Raw genomic sequence first — 16,865 nt, 5'->3', positions numbered from 1 at the left:
CACGACATTGTGGTTTTCGGGCGCATCGAGCGGTGGCTCTGCTGCCCTGCCTGGCCGGCGCCCTACTTACTGGTGCCGGCTTCCGGTGCGGATCCTGTGGCTGTGCTGCCGGAATGTCCGGCAGCCGTTGCATCCGTTCCGGGCTTTGAGCCGGCCGGTGCCGCCGCGGCTTCTTCCGTGGGGTCGGAAGCATGCCTGGAACCGCTGTGGCTATCAGGGAGATTACCACGCGAATCACTATCTGAGACAACATTGTCCGGATCACGGACTTCATGACCAGGCCCCGCATCGACCCCCGGCTCCGCAGCCTTCTCCGGTTCACGGCCCGGAAGGTATACGGTGTCCGGATCCGGCCGGCCCTTGCGTCCCAGGAGGATGAAGGCCGTGAGGGCCGCGAGGAACACGAAGATGCTGGTCCACACGTTGAGCCTGGTGGTGATGCCAAGGATGCTGATCTGTTCGGCGTCGTCGATGCGCATGGCCTCAATCCAGACCCGGCCCAGGGTGTAGTACATCGCGTACAGCCAGAAGAGCCGGCTCCGGCGGAAGTTGAAGCGCCGGTCCAGGGCAAGCAGGATCACGACGCCGGCCAGGTTCCACAGCGATTCGTAGAGGAACGTGGGGTGGAAGAGGGTGTCCGCGGGCATGCCCGCAGGAAAGTTGGGGTTGTCCGCGTCGACCTGAAGGCCCCACGGCAGGGTGGTGGGACCGCCGAAGAGTTCCTGGTTGAAGTAGTTGCCCCACCGGCCAACGGCCTGGGCCAGGAGCAGGCCCGGCGCCGCGGCGTCGACGAATGCACTCAGCTTCACGCCACTGCGGCGGCAACCGATCCAGGCGCCGACCGCACCGAGGACGACGGCGCCCCAGATGCCCAGCCCGCCACGCTGGATCTGCGGGATCAGCGAGAGGTCCCCGGTGCCATCAAAGCCCGGGCCGAAGTAGGCGTCCGGTGACGACACCACGTGGTAGAGCCGGCCCCCGATGATGCCGAAGGGAATGGCCCAGATGACAATGTCCCAGACGCTGCCTTCAGGGGCACCGCGCTTGGCCCAGCGGACGGACGTCAGCCACAGGCCCACGACGATTCCCGCAAGGATGCACAGCGCGTAGGCGTGGATCCGCAGGCTGCCCCAGGGCAGGGGAATGTCAAAGCCGGACCAGTCCGGGCTGGGGATGCTGGCGGGCGCCATGGCGGGCACCAGCGCGGCTGCCTGAAGGAGTGGCTGCATGCTTTAGGCCCCGGTTTCCTGCGTCAGGCCCGGTTCCCGCGTCAGGCCCGTGCTCAGGTCTTTGGTGAGGGCGCCGACGGCGTCCACTCCCCCGTCGCGGAGGGCAGCCACCAGGGCGGTGCCCACGATGACGCCTTCGGCGTAGGCAGCGATTTCCCGCACCTGGTCGGCCGTGGAGACGCCCAGTCCGACGCAGACGCGTTCGGCGCCGGCGCCGTGAGCGGCGGCAACAACATCCTTGGCTGCGGTGCTGACGGATGTCCGGGCTCCGGTGACGCCCATGATGGAAACGGCGTACACGAAGCCGCGGCTTGCATCCACGGTCCGCTGCATGCGTTCGGCAGTGGAGGACGGCGCCACGAGGAACACCCGGTCCAGGCCGTACTTGTCCGAGGCTGCCATCCATTCGGCCGCCTCGTCCGGGATCAGGTCCGGAGTGATGAGCCCGGCTCCCCCGGCTTCGGCGAGCCGGCGCGAAAACTCATCCACGCCCATCCGGACCACGGGGTTCCAGTAGGTCATGACCAGGACAGCGGCGTCGGTCCTGCTGGTGATGCCGGCGACGACGTCGAACACCTGGCTGACGTGGAAGCCCTTTGCCAGTGCCTCGGTGGTGGCGGCCTGGATGACCTGGCCATCCATTACGGGGTCCGAGTAGGGAATGCCGATCTCGATCAGGTCCGCACCGTTCTCCGCCAGGGCAATGCCTGCGGCGATGGTGTCCTCCACGCTGGGGTAGCCGGCGGGGAGGTAGCCGATAAGGGCGGAGCGCCCCTGGGACCGTGCCCTGTCAATGGCTGCTGCCGACTTGCTGGTGGTCTCTGCCTGGTTGGCCATGTCTGCGCTGGTCACAGCTGCTCCCCCTCTTTGCCGATTTCGGATTCGGCGGAATTCTTGTCCAACAGGTCAAACCATTCGGCTGCGGTGGCCACGTCCTTGTCACCGCGTCCGGACAGGTTGACGATGACGATCTTTTCAGCCGCAGTTCCTGTTCCTGCGGACGCAACTTCGGCGGCAAGCCGCTGGCCCACCTTCATGGCTCCGGCCAGCGCGTGCGAGGACTCGATGGCGGGAATGATGCCTTCGGTGCGGCAGAGGAGGCGGAAGGCTTCCATGGCTTCGCTGTCCGTGATGGGCTCGTAGCTGACCCGTCCGATGTCGGACAGGTAGGAGTGCTCCGGGCCGACACCCGGGTAGTCCAGGCCGGCGGAAATGGAGTGGGACTCGATGGTCTGCCCGTCATCGTCCTGCATCAGGTAGGAACGTGCGCCGTGAAGGACGCCCGGCTTGCCAAGCGTGATGGTGGCAGCGTGCCGGCCGGTCTCCACGCCGTCGCCGCCGGCCTCGAAGCCGTAAATCTTGACGGAGGGGTCGTCCAGGAACCCGTGGAAGATGCCGATGGCGTTGGAGCCGCCGCCGATGCAGGCGCAGACGACGTCGGGGAGCCGGCCCTCCTGCTCCAGGATCTGGGCGCGGGCTTCCTCCCCGATGACCTCGTGGAAGTAGCGGACCATGGCGGGGAACGGGTGGGCGCCGGCAGCGGTACCCAGGAGGTAGTGGGTGTTGTCAACGTTGGCCACCCAGTCCCGTAGGGCGTCGTTGATGGCGTCCTTGAGGGTCTGGGATCCGCTGGTGACGGGAATGACCTTGGCGCCCAGGAGTTCCATGCGGGCGACGTTCAGCGCCTGGCGGCGGCAGTCCTCGGCGCCCATGTAGACGACGCATTCGAGCCCCATGAGGGCAGCGGCGGTGGCGCTGGCCACGCCATGCTGGCCGGCGCCGGTCTCGGCGATGACGCGGGTCTTGCCCATCCGCTTGGCGAGCAGCGCCTGGCCCAGGACGTTGTTGATCTTGTGCGAGCCCGTGTGGTTGAGGTCTTCGCGCTTGAGGAAGATGCGAACTCCGCCGGCGTGCTGGGAGAACCGCTTGGCCTCGGTCAGCAGCGAGGGCCGGCCGGAGTAGTTCTTGTTCAGGTCCGCGATCTGCGCGCGGAACTCGGGATCGTCCTTGGCCTTGTTGAAGGTCTCTTCAAGTTCGTCCAGGGCGGCGATGAGGGACTCGGGCATCCATCGCCCGCCGTAGTTGCCGAAGTACGGCCCCGGGGCGTGGCGGAGGGATCCGCCCTGCAGGAATGCTTCCGCGGTGTTGTTGTCAGCGTTTCCTGAGGGTGCGTCAGCCATCAGTCCTGTCCTGTTCGGTGGTAGTTGGTCAAAGTTTGCTGTTCCGGCGTGGCCGGAACGGGATGCCTTGGTGCGGGGCCGGCATGCTGCAGGCCCCGCAGAAAACCGGTGGTGCGTGCCTCAGCCGCGGGCGGCGATGGCGGCGGCGCCGGCGGCGGTGAACTCGGCGATGCGTTCCCGGGGCGTGGCGTGGCTTACCAGTGCCTCGCCCACGAGTATGGCGTTGGCACCGCTGGCGGCGTAGTGCGTTACGTCGCCGGCGTCGCGGACGCCGGATTCGGCAACCACCACGGCCTCGGCCGGAATCAGTCCTGCCAGTGAGGCAAAGACGGAACGGTCGACGTCGAGCGTCTTAAGGTTGCGCACGTTGACGCCGATGATGCGCGCGTTGGCCGCGACGGCACGCTCGATTTCCTTTTCCGTGTGCGTCTCGACAAGCACGTTCATGCCGAGGTCCCGACTGAGGGCGCTGAATTCGGCGAGCTGGGCGTCCGAAAGGGCGGCCACGATCAGCAGGATGAGGTCGGCGCCGTGGGCACGGGCCTCCCAGATCTGGTACTCGTCGAGCGTGAAGTCCTTCCGCAGCAGCGGAATGTCGACGGCGGCGCGCACGGCGTCGAGGTCGGCAAGGGAGCCGTTGAAGCGTCGCTGTTCAGTGAGGACGCTGATGACGGAGGCACCGCCGTCGGCGTACTGCCTGGCCAGCGACGCCGGATCCCCGATGCTGGCGAGATCGCCCTTGGAGGGGCTGCGGCGTTTGATTTCGGCAATGACTTTCAGCTGTTCCCGGGTTGGGGAGGTTCCGCCGAGGGCTGCCCAGGCGTCACGGGCAGGTGCCGCGGCCTGGGCCCGGTCCTTCAGCTCGGCCAGGGAAACGAGCTGCTTCCTGGCCGCCATATCCTCCCTGACACCGGCGTTGATGTCATCGAGAACAGTCGCCATCAGTGGCCGGAGTTCTTCAGCTTGCTGCCATCGACGCCGTAGCCTGCCTTGCGCATGATGAAACCGAGGATCAGGCCGACGACCATGACGGCGATGCCGCCGATGAAGATGGGCGTGCTGGCGATGACGAAGGCGATGGCTGCGATGAGCGCGCCAACGAGCATCACGATGACGCAGGTCCAGGCGGCCGGGCTGTTGCCGTGGCCCAGTTCCTGGCTGTGGTCAATGGCGCCGGGGGCCACCGTGCGGGTGCCTGACTTGGAAACGGACGCAGGTGCTTTGCTCATGGAAATCTCCTCAGGATGGATACTGCTTACATTCTGCCATTTTTTGGCTGCCGCCCGCGTACCGCCGGGCTTGCCGCCCATGCCGGTCCGGACGCCTGCCGGGGTTAGGTGGGGTCCTCACCGCGGGAAAGCCGGTCCCAGCTGTCGATTTCGTCGACGGGCCCGGCCGGTGGCGTCCCGCCGGCAGCTGCGGTCCCCGCGGCGCCCGCCGCGTCATATTTGGTGCGCGCCTTCCAGTACCGGGAGGCGGGCAGGATCAGCAGGGCTGCCAGGGCAAGAAGGCAGCCGGCGACGACGGCGAGGACCGGGAACGGGGTCAGCTCCACGTGCGCCTGGCTGCCGGAGATTCCGGTGGCCGCCGCAATGGATCCCTGCGCCGCCGTGAGCGGGTCGGCCAGGACGGTGGCCGCGGCGGTCACCACGCCGGCCGCGGCAAGGACAATAATGGCGGTGATGACCCACCGGGCGATCCTGCCGGCAATGGCCGCTGCGAGCCCGCCGGCCAGGGCCACCAGTGCCAGGGCCGTCACGGTGGTGGCGGCCTTGCTGCCCTGTACCTGGATGACACTTTGGGCAGGTCCGGACTGTCCCACCTGGTTGGGGTCCAGCGTGGCAGTCATCCAGGTCTGGGTGGTGGTGCCGAATGCGGCCAGCGCCAGGAGGGCGATCAGCAGCACCAGCGTGGACTTGCGCGCCCAGGCCGGTACGGCCCGGCTCTTCCCGGGCTTGACCGCCTTGGCCGCCGTGTCCGCCGCTCCTGCCGTGGCCGCGTCGCCAGGCCGGTCCGGTGCCATGTCGGAGTCCGGCATCAGGACGCTGTCCCGCCAGGAAGGGAGTCCGCGGAAATGTTGTGCAGCGATCCTGCCGTGTGCACGGCACGCAGCGGGGCGGCGGCCTTGTTAACGGTTTCCAGCGCCTCGGTGGGGTTCACGGAGTCGGCCACGATGCCGCCACCGGCCTGGACGTAGGCCCGTCCTTCGCGGATCAGGGCGGACCGGATGGCGATGGCCATGTCCATGTCGCCGGCGAAGTCGAGGTAGCCCACCACGCCGCCGTAAATGCCGCGTCGGTGCGGTTCCAGCTCATCGAGGAGGCGGAGGGCCCTGGGCTTGGGGGCACCCGAGAGGGTGCCGGCCGGGAAGGTTGCCTTCAGGACGTCATAGGCTTTGGCCTGAGGGGCCAGCCGGCCCACCACGGTGGACACCAGGTGCATGATGTGGCTGAACCGCTCCACCTCCATGAACTGGGTGACGTCCACCGTGCCGGCCACGCAAACCTTCGAGAGGTCGTTGCGGGACAGGTCCACGAGCATCAGGTGCTCAGCGCGTTCCTTCTGGTCCGCCAGGAGCTCCTCGGCCAGGGCCTTGTCCGCTTCGACGGTCTTTCCGCGCGGACGCGAGCCGGCGATGGGGTGGGTGATGACCTCCTCGCCCGTGACCGTGACCAGCGCTTCCGGCGAGGACCCGACGATGGAGTACTCGCGGCCGTCGGCGTCGGCCAGGCTGAAAATGTACATGTAGGGGCTGGGGTTGGTGTTGCGCAGGACCCGGTACACGTCGAGGGCGGATGCCTTGCATTCCATTTCGAACCGTCGCGAGATCACCACTTGGAAAACCTCGCCGTCCACGATGGCTTCCTTGCCGCGGTCCAGTGCGGCAAGGTATTCAGCCTCGTCCCAGCGTTCCTGGACGCTGGACGCAAAGTCCAGGGCTTCCGGTGCCAGCACGGAGACCGGCTGCACCACGGGAGCGCTCATCTTTGCCAGGAGTTCTTTCACCCGCGCGACGGCGTCGTGCCAGGCCTCGTCCACGCGCTCGGAGCTGTTGTCGAAGTTGATGGCGTTGGCAATCAGCAGGACCGTACCGTCCACGTTGTCGTGTACGGCCATGTCGGTCACCAGGTTCAGGGCCATTTCCGGCAACTGCAGGTCATCCTCGGGCGGGCTGACCAGCCGTTCCCAGTGGCGGACCGTCTCCCAGCCGAGGAAGCCCACCAGGCCGGAGGTAAACGGCGGCAGCCCCTCGAAGCGGTCGGTGCGCAGCGCCTCGATGGTGTCGCGGATGGCGTCCACGGGGCTGCCGCTGACCGGCACGCCCGCGGGCGGTTCGCCCAGCCAGTGTGCCTGCCCGTCCCTGGTGGTCAGGGTGGCGCGGGACCTGGCGCCGATGAAGGAGTACCGTGACCAGGCACCGCCGACGGCTGCTGATTCCATCAGGAAGGTGCCGGGCTGCCCCTGCGCCAGCTTCCGGTACAGCCCGATGGGGGTTTCGGCGTCGGCAAGGACCTTGAGCCTCACGGGAATGACGCGGCTGTGGCCGGCAAGTTCCCGGAATTCCTCAAGGCTTGGGCTGATGGTTCCAAGGTCCTGCATGGTTATGCTTGTCCGCCTGTTCTTCGGAAGGGCCGGCCTTGCCGGGCGCCATGGTGATCTTGCTGTGGTGGCCGTGGAGGGAGGCCTGCCGGGCAGCGTATCGGGTTAGCCTGCCTGGCCTGCCACTACGTCGAGGGCACGGCCGTCGAAGCAGGTGCGGGTACCCGTGTGGCAGGCCGCGCCCACCTGGTCCACGCGCACCAGCAGCGCGTCGCCGTCGCAGTCCAGAGCCACGGACTTGACCCACTGGACGTGCCCGGAGGTATCGCCCTTGCGCCAGTACTCCTGCCGTGAGCGGGAGTAGAAAGTGACGCGGCCGGTGGTCATGGTGCGATGAAGCGCTTCGTCGTCCATCCAGCCAAGCATCAGGACTTCGTTGGTGTCGTACTGCTGCACCACGGCGGCTACCAGGCCGGCGCCGTCGCGCTTGAGCGCGGCAGCCACTTCCCGGGGCAGCGGACCGGCCGGCGGCACAATTTCTTCAGACGACGGCGGCACGGCTTCCACGGGCGGGGACACGGCGGATCCGGCGGTTGGGACGGGGGTTGGCTGCTCAGACATCGGGTCAAGTCTAGTGCCAACACGCGCCCGTACTCCTGTTGTGAACAACAGCACGCCACCGGCCTCTGAAGTGCTGCCCAACTCCGCGCCTCTCGTGCTAGTTTCACAAGTGATGCATTTCGTCGAACCGTCCCGAGAAGTCCTGGCCGAAACCCTGCTTGCGGCCGGCCCTGATGCGCCCACTCTGTGCAAGGGCTGGCGTACCAGGGACCTTGCCGCGCACCTCTACCTGCGCGAGCGGAAGGCCGCCGTCGGGCTCGGTTTGATCATCAAGCGCCTGGCCAAGGCATCGGACCAGGCGACCGCCCGGCTGGCGGCAAAGCTGACCGGCAACGACGACTATGCCCGGCTGGTCAACACCTTCCGCGCGGGTCCCCCTGCGCTTTCGCCGATGAGCATCAAGGCGCTCGACGAAAGCGCCAACCTGATCGAGTACTTCGTGCACACCGAGGACGTCCGGCGGGCCGTGGACCGGTGGGCACCCAGGGCACTTGATGAGGCATACTCGGACGCCCTGTGGGACGAACTCGTGAAGCGGGCCGCCATTCTCTACCGCGGCGTGGACCTGGGCATTGTCCTGGTCCGTCCGTCCGGTCCGCGCCACGTCGCCAAGCGGGCACCTGTTTCGGTGGCCATTGTCGGTGAGCCGGGCGAACTGCTGATGCACGCCCACGGCCGCACCCGCCATGCCCTGGTCACATTCGAAGGCCAGCCGGACGCCGTCGCCCTCCTCCAGTCAGCCGAAGTAGGGCTCTAACCCTCCAACTGAGTAGCGTTAAGTGTCGTTATGAGCCCTCAAAACGACTGTGAGGATTGGGGTGGCTGGTCCGGGACTGGCTGGCAGAGTAGGTGTTGGCCGTTCCGCCCTGTGGTCGTGACTCACAAAACGATTGGCCCCCTTGTGGGTGCCTTTCAATTGACTTGTCCGTCCGCTGGGGTGGACGGCCGGCACCTGCCCGGCCCACCTCGGTGACTTGATCAGAAGGTTGCCCGGCCCCTCTAAGGGGGCGTGGCTCGTCACAGTGCTGTTCCGAAGTGACCTCTACCCGGACTGGTACCGGCCGAACGCGGCCTGACCCTATCCGGTCTAGAGGAAGATGCCAGAACCGCTATGTCTATCGTTACGCATTCGCACCCGTTTGTCGTCGGCGTCGATACCCACGCCAAAAACCATGTCTACGCGATCATCACCACCACAACCGGGGAACTGCTTCAAACCCGGGACTTCCCGACCACCAGCGCCGGGATCAACCGCGCCCTGGCCTGGGTGGCACGTCACATCGGAGCTGACCTGGCCACCTTGTGGGTGATCGAGGGAGCCGCGTCCTATGGTGCCCTCCTCGCCGGAGCTGTAGGCGCCGCCGGCTACGACGTCGCCGAAGCACCGAGGATGGATGCCCGGTCCCATCACGGGGTTGGCAAATCCGACCTGTTGGATGCCCACCGGATCGCCGCGGCCGTCCTGCCGTTGGAAACGGATCAGTTGCGCAGGCCACGACTGAACGAAGGTATCCGGGCCGCCTTGCGGGTCCTGGTCACCGCGCGGGAGTCGATGACGACCGAGCGCACCCGGGCCGTGAACGCCCTAACAGCGCTGGCCCGGGTCAACGACCTTGGCCTTGACGCCCGCAAACCCCTCACGGGAACCCAGATCCGTGAAGTCTGCCGCTGGCGCGCCCGTGAAGAACCACTGGCACTGTCGATCGCCCGCTCAGAAGCAGTCCGGCTCGCCAAGCGGATCGGCGAGCTCGACGCGGAGATCAAAACCAACAACGACCGGATCACCGAACTGGTGGAAGTGAGCGAAGCCGCACCTTTGCTCCAGGAAACCGGCTTCGGCCCCGTCACCGCCGCCATCTGCCTCACCGCCTGGTCACACCACGGCCGGGTCCGGTCCGAAGCCGCCTTCGCCTCGCTAGCCGGGGCCAGCCCAATCCCAGCCTCCTCCGGGAACACCGTCCGGCACAGACTCAACCGCGGCGGTGACCGAACCCTGAACAGGGCACTGCACATGGTCGCCCTCAGCAGAATGACGTTCGACACCGAGACCAGCAACTACGTCACCAAACGACAAACCGAAGGACGCACCAAAAGGGAAATCCGCCGCTGCGTGAAACGCTACCTCGCCCGACGTATCTACCGCACCCTCAACGCCGCCACACCCAGCGCCTCCCAGGCTTGACGAACCATAGAAGGGTCACTTAGCGCTACTTAGTTGGGTGGGAACACGCTTCAGCGGACTTCGAAGCCGGCTTCCCGGATCGCTTCCTTGACCTGGGACATCATGTCGTCCGGTCCCCAGTGGAAAATCGAGGCGGCCAGGACCGCGTCCGCGCCGGCTGCGACGGCCGGCGGGAAGTGCGCGGGTTCCCCCGCTCCCCCGGAGGCGATGATGGGGACTTTAACGGCAGCCCGGACCAGTTTGATGAGTTCGAGGTCGAAGCCGTCCTTGGTGCCGTCGGCGTCGATGGAGTTCAGCAGGATCTCCCCCACCCCGCGGTCCGCTGCTTCCCGGGCCCATTCGATGGCGTCGATCCCGGTGCCGGTGCGGCCGCCGTGGGTGGTCACTTCGAATCCCGACGGCGTGGGCTGCGAGCCCGGGCGGGTGCGGCGGGCATCAACGGACAGGACCAGCACCTGGGAACCGAAGTGGCGGGTGATTTCGTCAATGACATCGGGGCGGGCCACGGCCGCGGTGTTGATGGAGGCCTTGTCCGCGCCGTAGCGCAGGAGCTTGTCCACCTCGGCTACGCCGCGGACGCCGCCGCCCACCGTCAGCGGGATGAATACTTCCTCCGCGGTGCGGCGGACCACGTCGAACGTGGTCTCGCGGTTGCCGGAGGAGGCCGTCACGTCAAGGAACGTCAGTTCGTCGGCACCGGCGTTGTCGTAGCGGTGGGCGAGTTCCACGGGGTCGCCGGCATCGCGCAGGCCCTCGAAGTTGACGCCCTTGACGACGCGTCCGGCGTCGACGTCAAGGCAGGGAATGACGCGTACTGCTACTGCCATGGGAACTCCTGGAATCTGTGGTGGTTGCTGCGGCCGGCTCAGATGCGGCAGGCGTGGATGCTGCTGACCAGGATGGCGCGCGCGCCGAGGTCGTACAGTTCGTCCATGATCCGGTTGGTTTCCTTCTTGGGCACCATGGACCGGACGGCCACCCAATCGGAATCGCGCAGCGGTGAAACGGTGGGCGATTCAAGGCCGGGTGTCAGGCCGGCCGCCTTCTCCACGAGCTCCTTGCGGATGTCGTAGTCCATCAGCACGTACTGGCGCGCCACCAGGACGCCCTGGAGACGGCGGATGAGGACGTCGATTTCCCTGGCGGTGCCGTTGGCGGCGCCCCCGTTGCCGGTGCGGCGGATCAGGACGGCCTCGGATTTGAGGATGGGATCGCCGAAGATTTCCATGCCGGCGGCCTTGAGCGTGTTGCCGGTTTCCACGACGTCGGCGATGGCGTCCGCCACGCCGAGGCGGACAGAGGATTCCACCGCCCCGTCCAGGCGGACCACCTTGGCGTTGATGCCGCGTTCGGCCAGGTAGCTGCGCAGCAGGCCATCGTAGCTGGTGGCCAGGCGCTTGCCTTCAAGTTCGGCGGCGGAGGCGAAGTCGCCCACCGGGCCGGCGAAGCGGAACGTTGAGGCGGCGAATCCCAGCGGAAGCAGCTCTTCGGCCTCCACCCCGGCGTCCAGAAGCAGGTCGCGGCCGGTGATGCCGACGTCGAGCGTTCCCTGGCCGACGTAGACCGCGATGTCACGGGGGCGGAGGAAGAAGAACTCAATGTCGTTGTCGGGGTCCACCATGACCAGCTCACGGCTGTCGCGCCGCTGGCGGTATCCGGCTTCGGAGAGCATGGCGGAGGCGGCTTCAGACAGGGAGCCCTTGTTGGGGACGGCTACTCGCAGCATGGGAGGTTCTTTCTGGGGTGGAAGGTCTTGGTTTCAGGCATTGCAGGCCACAGCGGACCCGGCGTCAGCGCGCCGGACCGGTGGCTACAGATGCTTGTAGACGTCTTCCAGGGTCAGGCCTTTGGCGAGCATCAGAACCTGCAGGTGGTACAGCAGCTGGGAAATTTCCTCGGCCGCGGCTTCATCGGATTCATATTCGGCAGCCATCCATACTTCGGCTGCTTCCTCAACGACTTTTTTGCCGATGCCGTGAACACCGGACTCCAATTCAGCGACGGTGCGGGAGCCTTCCGGGCGGGTGGCTGCCTTCTCGCTGAGCTCAGCGAACAGCGTCTCGAAATTCTTCACGCCCTCCAGCCTACTTGCTGCGGCCGCACCGGCGCTTCCCGGGCCATTGCATGACGGGCGCGATGTGAGCGAATACACACCGCGCCCGCGAAGCAGGCTGTCCCTTAGCTCTGGTACTGCTTGAGCACGACGGCGGTGGCCAGCGCCGCCGTCACGGCCTCATGGCCCTTGTCTTCCTTGGAGCCGGGCAGACCGGCGCGGTCCAGTCCCTGCTGTTCGTTGTCGCAGGTCAGCACGCCGAAGCCCACCGGCACGCCGGTGGAGACGCTGACGTCGGTCAGGCCGGACGTCGCTGCCTGGCAGACGTAGTCAAAGTGCGGGGTTCCGCCGCGGATCACGACGCCGAGGGCAACGACGGCGTCAAAGTGCGGTGCCAGGCGTGCTGCGGCAACGGGCAGTTCGAAGCTGCCGGGAACCCGCAGCACGGTGGGCTCGGCAATGCCGGCGTCCTTGGCGGCCCGGAGCGCGCCGTCAAGGAGCCCGTCCATGATCTGTGTGTGCCAGCTGGCTGCGACGATCGCGAGCTTCAGCTGCGAGGTCTCGGCCGGGTTGAGGGTGCTGAGGTCGATGTCGGGGGCGCCGTGTCCACTCATGGGTTCTTCTGTTCCGTTCAGTCTTGTTCGTGGTCGAAAGGGGTTTCGGGGGCCGGCACGGGCACCGGAGCCACCTGGGTATCCAGCAGCAGCCGGTGTTCCATGCGGTCCTTCTTGGTGCGCAGGTAGCGGATGTTCTGTTCCCGGGAAGGCACCTCGGTGGGCACCATTTCCACGACGTTCACGCCGGCCTTGGCCAGCCTGTTCTGCTTGTCCGGGTTGTTGCTGAGCAGCCGCACCTCGTGCAGGCCCATTTCGGCAAGGATCTGGGCTGCGGCCTTGTAGCACCGGGCGTCAACGGGCAGGCCCAGCTGTTCATTGGCCTCCACCGTGTCGAAGCCGGCTTCCTGCAGGGCATAGGCCTTGATCTTGTTGGCCAGGCCGATGCCGCGGCCCTCCTGGCCGCGAAGGTATAGCAGGGTGCCGCCGTTGTCCCGGATCAGTTCCAGTGCGTAGGCAAGCTGTTCCCCGCAGTCGCAGCGGTAGGAGCCAAAGACATCGCCGGTGAGGCACTCGGAGTGCAGCCGCACCAAGGGGGCTTGACCGTCGGTGGGGGCGTTGGGGGAACTGACGGCCAGGTGTTCCACACCGGTCACCAGATCAGTCCATGCCTGGGCAACGAAGTCGCCGAAGGCGGTGGGCAGCTGCACGACGGGCCCTCCGCTGACGGGATGGGGTGCCTCGCCGGATACTGCGTGGTGCCTCCGGTGGCCGTTCTGCTGGCTGTCGTCGCTGGCTGCCGCTGCCGTCATCGTTTCTCCTTCTGTTCGCCCGGCGTTACCCGGACATCCTCACGCTGGGTTCCCCCGGCCCCGGCTTCAAGATACGCCACCAGGTCCTCAATGGAGATCAGCGGACATCCATGTTCCGCTGCGAACGAACGCAAGCCGTCCAGGCGCATCATTTCACCGTCGTCGTACACCACTTCCGCGATCACCCCGACGGGCTCCAGGCCCGCAAGTCGGCACAGGTCCACGGCCGCCTCGGTGTGGCCCTGGCGTTCCCGCACACCACCGTCAACCGCACGGAGCGGGAAAATATGCCCCGGGCGGGTCACGGAGGCCGGTGTGGCCTGCGGGTCGGCCAGGATGCGGGCCGTCAGGGCCCGGTCCGTGGCGGAAATTCCCGTGCTGACGCCAATCGCCGCGTCGCAGGACACTGTGTAGGCCGTGCCTTTGGCGTCCTCGTTGACCGCGGTCATGGGCGGCAGCGCCAAGGCGTCCGCGCGGTCCCCGGTCAGCGGCACGCAAATCACGCCGGAGCTGTACCGGATGGTCCAGCCCATCAGGGCGGGCGTGGCGTGCTGGGCGGCGAAAATGATGTCGCCTTCGTTTTCGCGGTGCTCGTTGTCAACGACGAGCACAGGCCGGCCTGCCGCCATGGCGCGCACTGCATCCTCAATGGAGTCCAGTCCCTTGGCAGGCGCGGCCGCCCGGCCGCCGGAGGCATTGTCGGTGTTGACCGCATCCGCGGCAGCGGCGGATTCCAGGTGTACTGCGGCGTTCACCGTGCACCTCCTGCAACCGCGGTGCCACCGGTGCCGGCTGCTGCGCCGGCATCGCGGAAGGCAAGCAGCCGTTCGGTGTATTTGGCCAGGACGTCGACCTCCAGGTTCACCCGGCTGCCGGCGGTTTTTGTCCCCAGGCCCGTTTCAGCCAAGGTGGTGGGGATCAGGCCCACTTCGAACCAGGGCTCCTGCTCCGGCGCCGGGCTGACAGCGGTGACAGTGAGGGAGACACCGTCAATGGCGATGGAGCCTTTCTCGGCAATGTAGCGGGCCAGGTTGGCGGGGACGCCAAAGCGCAGGCGCTCCCAGTTGCCCAGCGGTTCGCGTTCCAGCAGGACTCCCACGCCGTCCACGTGGCCTTGTACGACATGCCCGTCCAGGCGTCCGCCTGCAGGAACACAGCGTTCCAGGTTGACTGAATCCCCGGCAACGAGCTCGCCGATGGTGCTCCGGACCAGGGTTTCCCCCATGACGTCAACGCTGAACTCCTTGCCGTCAATGGCGGTTGCCGTAAGGCAGACCCCGTTCACGGCAATGGAGCCGCCAAGTGGCAGGCCTTCGGTGGAGCCGGGGGCGTGCAGCCGGACTGTGGCGCTGGTGTTTCCGTCGCGCTCCACGGACAGCACCTGCCCCTGCTCGGCAATAATTCCGGTGAACATCAGTAGCCTCCCTGGGCTTGCTCCGCGCTGCCGCGGGTTGGTGGGTGGTCGAGTGCAACTTTCCGTTGCGGTCTGAGGTGAAGCCTGAGGTCCCGGCCAAGCGTCCGGACGGCGCCCCCGTCAGCCTCGTCCCATTCCCATTGCTGGGCGTCCGGAAGGCTGGTAATGCCGAGCCCGTTCAGGGCGGGGGTGCCGGATCCCAGCAGGGTGGGCGCCAGGTACACGATGAGTTCGTCCACCAGGCCCGCTGAGAGGAAGGCGCTGAGGATCCTTGACCCGCCTTCCACCATGACGTGCCGGATGCCTGCTTGATACAGCATGGTCAACGCTTCGCGCGGGTCCCGGGTGGGAAGGTGGACGGCCAGGCCGTCATCGCCGCGGATCGCGGCGCCGTCCGGGATTCCGCGCAGTCCCATGACGGCCCGTACCGGCTGTTTGGGTGCAGGGTCGCCGGACGGTTCCCGGGCGGTCAGGCGCGGGTTGTCCACCAGCACGGTCTGGCTGCCCACCAGGATGGCGTCGATGCGGCTGCGGATTCCGTGGTTGTCTGCCAGCGACTCGGGGCTGGAGATCCATTGGCTGGTGCCGTCTTCGGCAGCTATCCGGGCGTCCAGGGTCTGGGCGATGTGGAGGGTGACGAACGGGCGCTTGGCGGCGACGGCCTCGAACCACTGGCGGTTCATGTCCAGGGATTCGTCGGCACCGAGGCCGCTGCGGACCCGGACGCCGGCCGTCCGCAGCGTTGCGGCGCCGCCGGCGGCGGGATCATGGGGATCGTCGACGGCGTAGACGACGTCCGTGATGCCGGCATCGATGATTGCTTCCGTGCACGGCCCGGTGCGGCCCACGTGGTTGCAGGGTTCCAGGGTGACCACCATGGTGCATCCGGAGAGGTCCAGGCCGACGGCGGCGGCCTGGGCAATTGCGTCGGCTTCGGCGTGCGCGGTGCCGGCGCCGCGGTGGTAGCCGGTGACAAGGTGGCGTCCGTCAGGACCGACGACGACGGCGCCCACCAGCGGGTTCGCGCCGCGCGGGCCCTGCAGGGCTGCCCGCAGGGCGTGCTCCATGGCCTGGGTTTCGTCGGCGCTGAAGGCAGTGACCACCCCGGCGGCGGGCGTCAGTTCCACGGCGCCCGTCATGCGGCGGCCGGGGCGGGTTGGGTGGCTGCCTTGGAGGCGGCAGGATTTTCGGCGTTTAAGAGCCATCGCTGGGGGTTCATGTGCGTGTCGTTCCTTCCCTGTCGAACCGCGATGGCTCCGGGGGTACGACAGCAGAACGTTGCGGGCCCACGGGCCCACTGATACAGCTGTACGTGCTTCTCTCATCCAGACTTTAACTGTCGGTACCGGAATTCCACCGGTTCAACCGTCTGCCGGATCCTCGTCAGAGAATGCCGGCTCGCGGGTCGCGGACTGTCACCGCCGGTTCGGACTTACACCGACCCCGGAGCACGTATGTGTGTTGTTATTGTGCCACAACCGGCAGGGGCTCCCCGTTATTCCGTCGCCCCGCGTAATGTCCGGTTGCCCTTGTCCCGCAGCAGGTCGATGGCTGCGGCGGGGTCATCGGCGCCGTAGACGGCGGAGCCGGCCACAAAAACGTTGGCGCCGGCTTCAGCCGCGCGTGTGATGGTGTCTTCCGTGATCCCGCCGTCCACCTGGATGGCCACTCCCAGTCCGGAGCCTTCCACGGCTGCGCGAGCCCGCCGGATCTTGGGCAGCGTGACGTCCAGGAATGCCTGGCCGCCGAAGCCCGGTTCCACCGTCATGATGAGCAGCATGTCCAGCTCGGCCAGCATGTCCAGGTACGGCTCCACCGGGGTGGCCGGGCGCAATGCCATCCCCGCTTTGGATCCCCTGCTGCGCAGTTCCCGTGCCAGCTTGATGGGGGCAATGGAGGCCTCTGCGTGGAACGTGACCGAGGCCAGGCCGGCGTCGGCGAAACCCGGCGCCCACCGGTCCGCGTCGGAGATCATGAGGTGGGCGTCCAGCGGAACCGGGCTGACAGCCTGGATCCGCTGCACCACGGGCAGCCCGAGGGTCAGGTTGGGGACGAAGTGGTTGTCCATGACGTCCACGTGGACGGCGTCGGCGTTGCTGATCCGTTGCAGTTCGGCCTCAAGGTTGACGAAGTCGGCGGAGAGGATGCTCGGGTTGATGCAGCATTGCGTCACAGGGGTGCCTTTCGCTGAAGGTGCTTGGTGTCGTAGGAAACTTCCGGTCCGCGGCCGGGAACAGGCCGGACCCGGAGCCCAGGTTAATGAGTCGGGGATTCTTCCCT

The 16,865-nt window shown here is 67.0% G+C and carries 19 protein-coding genes and 1 riboswitch; of the genes, 2 read left to right on the top strand and 17 right to left on the bottom strand.

Annotation, left to right across the window (positions count from 1 at the left end; translation table 11 throughout):
- Positions 1-62: 62 nt before the first annotated feature.
- The 8 genes from lgt to hisI form a co-directional block, all read right to left on the bottom strand.
- Positions 63-1,229: a prolipoprotein diacylglyceryl transferase gene (gene lgt / locus FBY36_RS17585; protein WP_142121482.1), complete on the bottom strand. Its 1,167-nt coding sequence runs from the start codon at positions 1,227-1,229 to the stop codon at positions 63-65.
- Between the two features lie 3 nt (positions 1,230-1,232).
- A complete protein-coding gene (gene trpA / locus FBY36_RS17580; RefSeq protein WP_142122698.1) occupies positions 1,233-2,066 on the bottom strand; it encodes a tryptophan synthase subunit alpha in 834 nt (277 codons plus the stop codon).
- Between the two features lie 11 nt (positions 2,067-2,077).
- Positions 2,078-3,409 carry a tryptophan synthase subunit beta gene (trpB, locus tag FBY36_RS17575; protein ID WP_142121480.1) on the bottom strand — a complete coding sequence of 444 codons (1,332 nt, stop codon included), beginning with the start codon at positions 3,407-3,409 and terminating at the stop codon, positions 2,078-2,080.
- 120 nt (positions 3,410-3,529) lie between these two features.
- Positions 3,530-4,351: an indole-3-glycerol phosphate synthase TrpC gene (gene trpC / locus FBY36_RS17570; protein WP_142121478.1), complete on the bottom strand. Its 822-nt coding sequence runs from the start codon at positions 4,349-4,351 to the stop codon at positions 3,530-3,532.
- A complete protein-coding gene (locus FBY36_RS17565; RefSeq protein ID WP_142031035.1) occupies positions 4,351-4,638 on the bottom strand; it encodes an HGxxPAAW family protein in 288 nt (95 codons plus the stop codon). Before FBY36_RS17565 ends, trpC begins: the two co-directional genes overlap by 1 nt.
- A gap of 104 nt (positions 4,639-4,742) precedes the next feature.
- Positions 4,743-5,447, bottom strand: coding sequence for a Trp biosynthesis-associated membrane protein (locus tag FBY36_RS17560; RefSeq protein ID WP_142121476.1), 705 nt, complete (start codon positions 5,445-5,447; stop codon positions 4,743-4,745).
- The gene (locus FBY36_RS17555; RefSeq protein ID WP_142121474.1) at positions 5,447-7,009 is read right to left on the bottom strand and encodes an anthranilate synthase component I; all 1,563 of its coding nucleotides are present in this window, start codon (positions 7,007-7,009) and stop codon (positions 5,447-5,449) included. Before FBY36_RS17555 ends, FBY36_RS17560 begins: the two co-directional genes overlap by 1 nt.
- A gap of 105 nt (positions 7,010-7,114) precedes the next feature.
- Complete coding sequence (gene hisI, locus FBY36_RS17550) at positions 7,115-7,570, bottom strand: phosphoribosyl-AMP cyclohydrolase (RefSeq protein ID WP_235008883.1); 456 nt, start codon at positions 7,568-7,570, stop codon at positions 7,115-7,117.
- A gap of 112 nt (positions 7,571-7,682) precedes the next feature.
- Between hisI and FBY36_RS17545 the strand changes: the two genes are divergently transcribed.
- Positions 7,683-8,327 (top strand): TIGR03085 family metal-binding protein, encoded by a 645-nt coding sequence (locus tag FBY36_RS17545; RefSeq protein ID WP_142121472.1) that lies wholly within the window; start codon positions 7,683-7,685, stop codon positions 8,325-8,327.
- A gap of 354 nt (positions 8,328-8,681) precedes the next feature.
- A complete protein-coding gene (locus FBY36_RS17540) occupies positions 8,682-9,752 on the top strand; it encodes an IS110 family transposase (protein WP_142117607.1) in 1,071 nt (356 codons plus the stop codon).
- 50 nt (positions 9,753-9,802) lie between these two features.
- Here the strand turns inward: FBY36_RS17540 and hisF are convergent, their stop codons facing one another.
- The 9 genes from hisF to rpe form a co-directional block, all read right to left on the bottom strand.
- Complete coding sequence (hisF, locus tag FBY36_RS17535) at positions 9,803-10,579, bottom strand: imidazole glycerol phosphate synthase subunit HisF (RefSeq protein ID WP_056333399.1); 777 nt, start codon at positions 10,577-10,579, stop codon at positions 9,803-9,805.
- A gap of 38 nt (positions 10,580-10,617) precedes the next feature.
- The gene (hisG, locus tag FBY36_RS17530) at positions 10,618-11,478 is read right to left on the bottom strand and encodes an ATP phosphoribosyltransferase (RefSeq protein WP_142121470.1); all 861 of its coding nucleotides are present in this window, start codon (positions 11,476-11,478) and stop codon (positions 10,618-10,620) included.
- A gap of 84 nt (positions 11,479-11,562) precedes the next feature.
- Positions 11,563-11,826, bottom strand: a complete 264-nt coding sequence (locus FBY36_RS17525; RefSeq protein ID WP_009358176.1) for a phosphoribosyl-ATP diphosphatase — start codon at positions 11,824-11,826, stop codon at positions 11,563-11,565.
- 104 nt (positions 11,827-11,930) lie between these two features.
- On the bottom strand, positions 11,931-12,419 hold the full coding sequence (ribH, locus tag FBY36_RS17520; protein ID WP_056333394.1) for a 6,7-dimethyl-8-ribityllumazine synthase: 489 nt from the start codon (positions 12,417-12,419) through the stop codon (positions 11,931-11,933).
- Between the two features lie 17 nt (positions 12,420-12,436).
- Complete coding sequence (gene ribA / locus FBY36_RS17515; protein WP_142121469.1) at positions 12,437-13,171, bottom strand: GTP cyclohydrolase II; 735 nt, start codon at positions 13,169-13,171, stop codon at positions 12,437-12,439.
- On the bottom strand, positions 13,168-13,926 hold the full coding sequence (gene ribB, locus FBY36_RS17510) for a 3,4-dihydroxy-2-butanone-4-phosphate synthase (protein ID WP_142121467.1): 759 nt from the start codon (positions 13,924-13,926) through the stop codon (positions 13,168-13,170). The genes ribA and ribB overlap by 4 nt, the downstream gene beginning before the upstream one ends.
- Positions 13,923-14,585: a riboflavin synthase gene (locus FBY36_RS17505; RefSeq protein ID WP_142121465.1), complete on the bottom strand. Its 663-nt coding sequence runs from the start codon at positions 14,583-14,585 to the stop codon at positions 13,923-13,925. The genes ribB and FBY36_RS17505 overlap by 4 nt, the downstream gene beginning before the upstream one ends.
- Positions 14,585-15,724 carry a bifunctional diaminohydroxyphosphoribosylaminopyrimidine deaminase/5-amino-6-(5-phosphoribosylamino)uracil reductase RibD gene (ribD, locus tag FBY36_RS17500; RefSeq protein WP_142121463.1) on the bottom strand — a complete coding sequence of 380 codons (1,140 nt, stop codon included), beginning with the start codon at positions 15,722-15,724 and terminating at the stop codon, positions 14,585-14,587. The genes FBY36_RS17505 and ribD overlap by 1 nt, the downstream gene beginning before the upstream one ends.
- Positions 15,725-15,893: 169 nt before the next feature.
- Positions 15,894-16,041, bottom strand: a riboswitch (FMN riboswitch).
- A 39-nt stretch (positions 16,042-16,080) separates the two neighbouring features.
- On the bottom strand, positions 16,081-16,758 hold the full coding sequence (gene rpe, locus FBY36_RS17495) for a ribulose-phosphate 3-epimerase (protein ID WP_142121461.1): 678 nt from the start codon (positions 16,756-16,758) through the stop codon (positions 16,081-16,083).
- Positions 16,759-16,865: the final 107 nt, after the last annotated feature.

The organism is Arthrobacter sp. SLBN-122 (assembly GCF_006715165.1).
GTDB lineage: Bacteria > Actinomycetota > Actinomycetes > Actinomycetales > Micrococcaceae > Arthrobacter.
This window is presented reverse-complemented; position numbering and strand designations above follow the sequence as displayed.

What these genes read in the sequence shown, in the direction of transcription:
- lgt (WP_142121482.1), bottom strand. Translation starts at nt 1,229, where the DNA reads ATGCAGCCACTCCTTCAGGCAGCCGCGCTGGTGCCCGCCATGGCGCCC.
- trpA (WP_142122698.1), bottom strand. Translation starts at nt 2,066, where the DNA reads ATGGCCAACCAGGCAGAGACCACCAGCAAGTCGGCAGCAGCCATTGAC.
- trpB (WP_142121480.1), bottom strand. Translation starts at nt 3,409, where the DNA reads ATGGCTGACGCACCCTCAGGAAACGCTGACAACAACACCGCGGAAGCA.
- trpC (WP_142121478.1), bottom strand. Translation starts at nt 4,351, where the DNA reads ATGGCGACTGTTCTCGATGACATCAACGCCGGTGTCAGGGAGGATATG.
- FBY36_RS17565 (WP_142031035.1), bottom strand. Translation starts at nt 4,638, where the DNA reads ATGAGCAAAGCACCTGCGTCCGTTTCCAAGTCAGGCACCCGCACGGTG.
- FBY36_RS17560 (WP_142121476.1), bottom strand. Translation starts at nt 5,447, where the DNA reads ATGCCGGACTCCGACATGGCACCGGACCGGCCTGGCGACGCGGCCACG.
- FBY36_RS17555 (WP_142121474.1), bottom strand. Translation starts at nt 7,009, where the DNA reads ATGCAGGACCTTGGAACCATCAGCCCAAGCCTTGAGGAATTCCGGGAA.
- hisI (WP_235008883.1), bottom strand. Translation starts at nt 7,570, where the DNA reads ATGTCTGAGCAGCCAACCCCCGTCCCAACCGCCGGATCCGCCGTGTCC.
- FBY36_RS17545 (WP_142121472.1), top strand. Translation starts at nt 7,683, where the DNA reads ATGCATTTCGTCGAACCGTCCCGAGAAGTCCTGGCCGAAACCCTGCTT.
- FBY36_RS17540 (WP_142117607.1), top strand. Translation starts at nt 8,682, where the DNA reads ATGTCTATCGTTACGCATTCGCACCCGTTTGTCGTCGGCGTCGATACC.
- hisF (WP_056333399.1), bottom strand. Translation starts at nt 10,579, where the DNA reads ATGGCAGTAGCAGTACGCGTCATTCCCTGCCTTGACGTCGACGCCGGA.
- hisG (WP_142121470.1), bottom strand. Translation starts at nt 11,478, where the DNA reads ATGCTGCGAGTAGCCGTCCCCAACAAGGGCTCCCTGTCTGAAGCCGCC.
- ribH (WP_056333394.1), bottom strand. Translation starts at nt 12,419, where the DNA reads ATGAGTGGACACGGCGCCCCCGACATCGACCTCAGCACCCTCAACCCG.
- ribA (WP_142121469.1), bottom strand. Translation starts at nt 13,171, where the DNA reads ATGACGGCAGCGGCAGCCAGCGACGACAGCCAGCAGAACGGCCACCGG.
- FBY36_RS17505 (WP_142121465.1), bottom strand. Translation starts at nt 14,585, where the DNA reads ATGTTCACCGGAATTATTGCCGAGCAGGGGCAGGTGCTGTCCGTGGAG.
- ribD (WP_142121463.1), bottom strand. Translation starts at nt 15,724, where the DNA reads ATGACGGGCGCCGTGGAACTGACGCCCGCCGCCGGGGTGGTCACTGCC.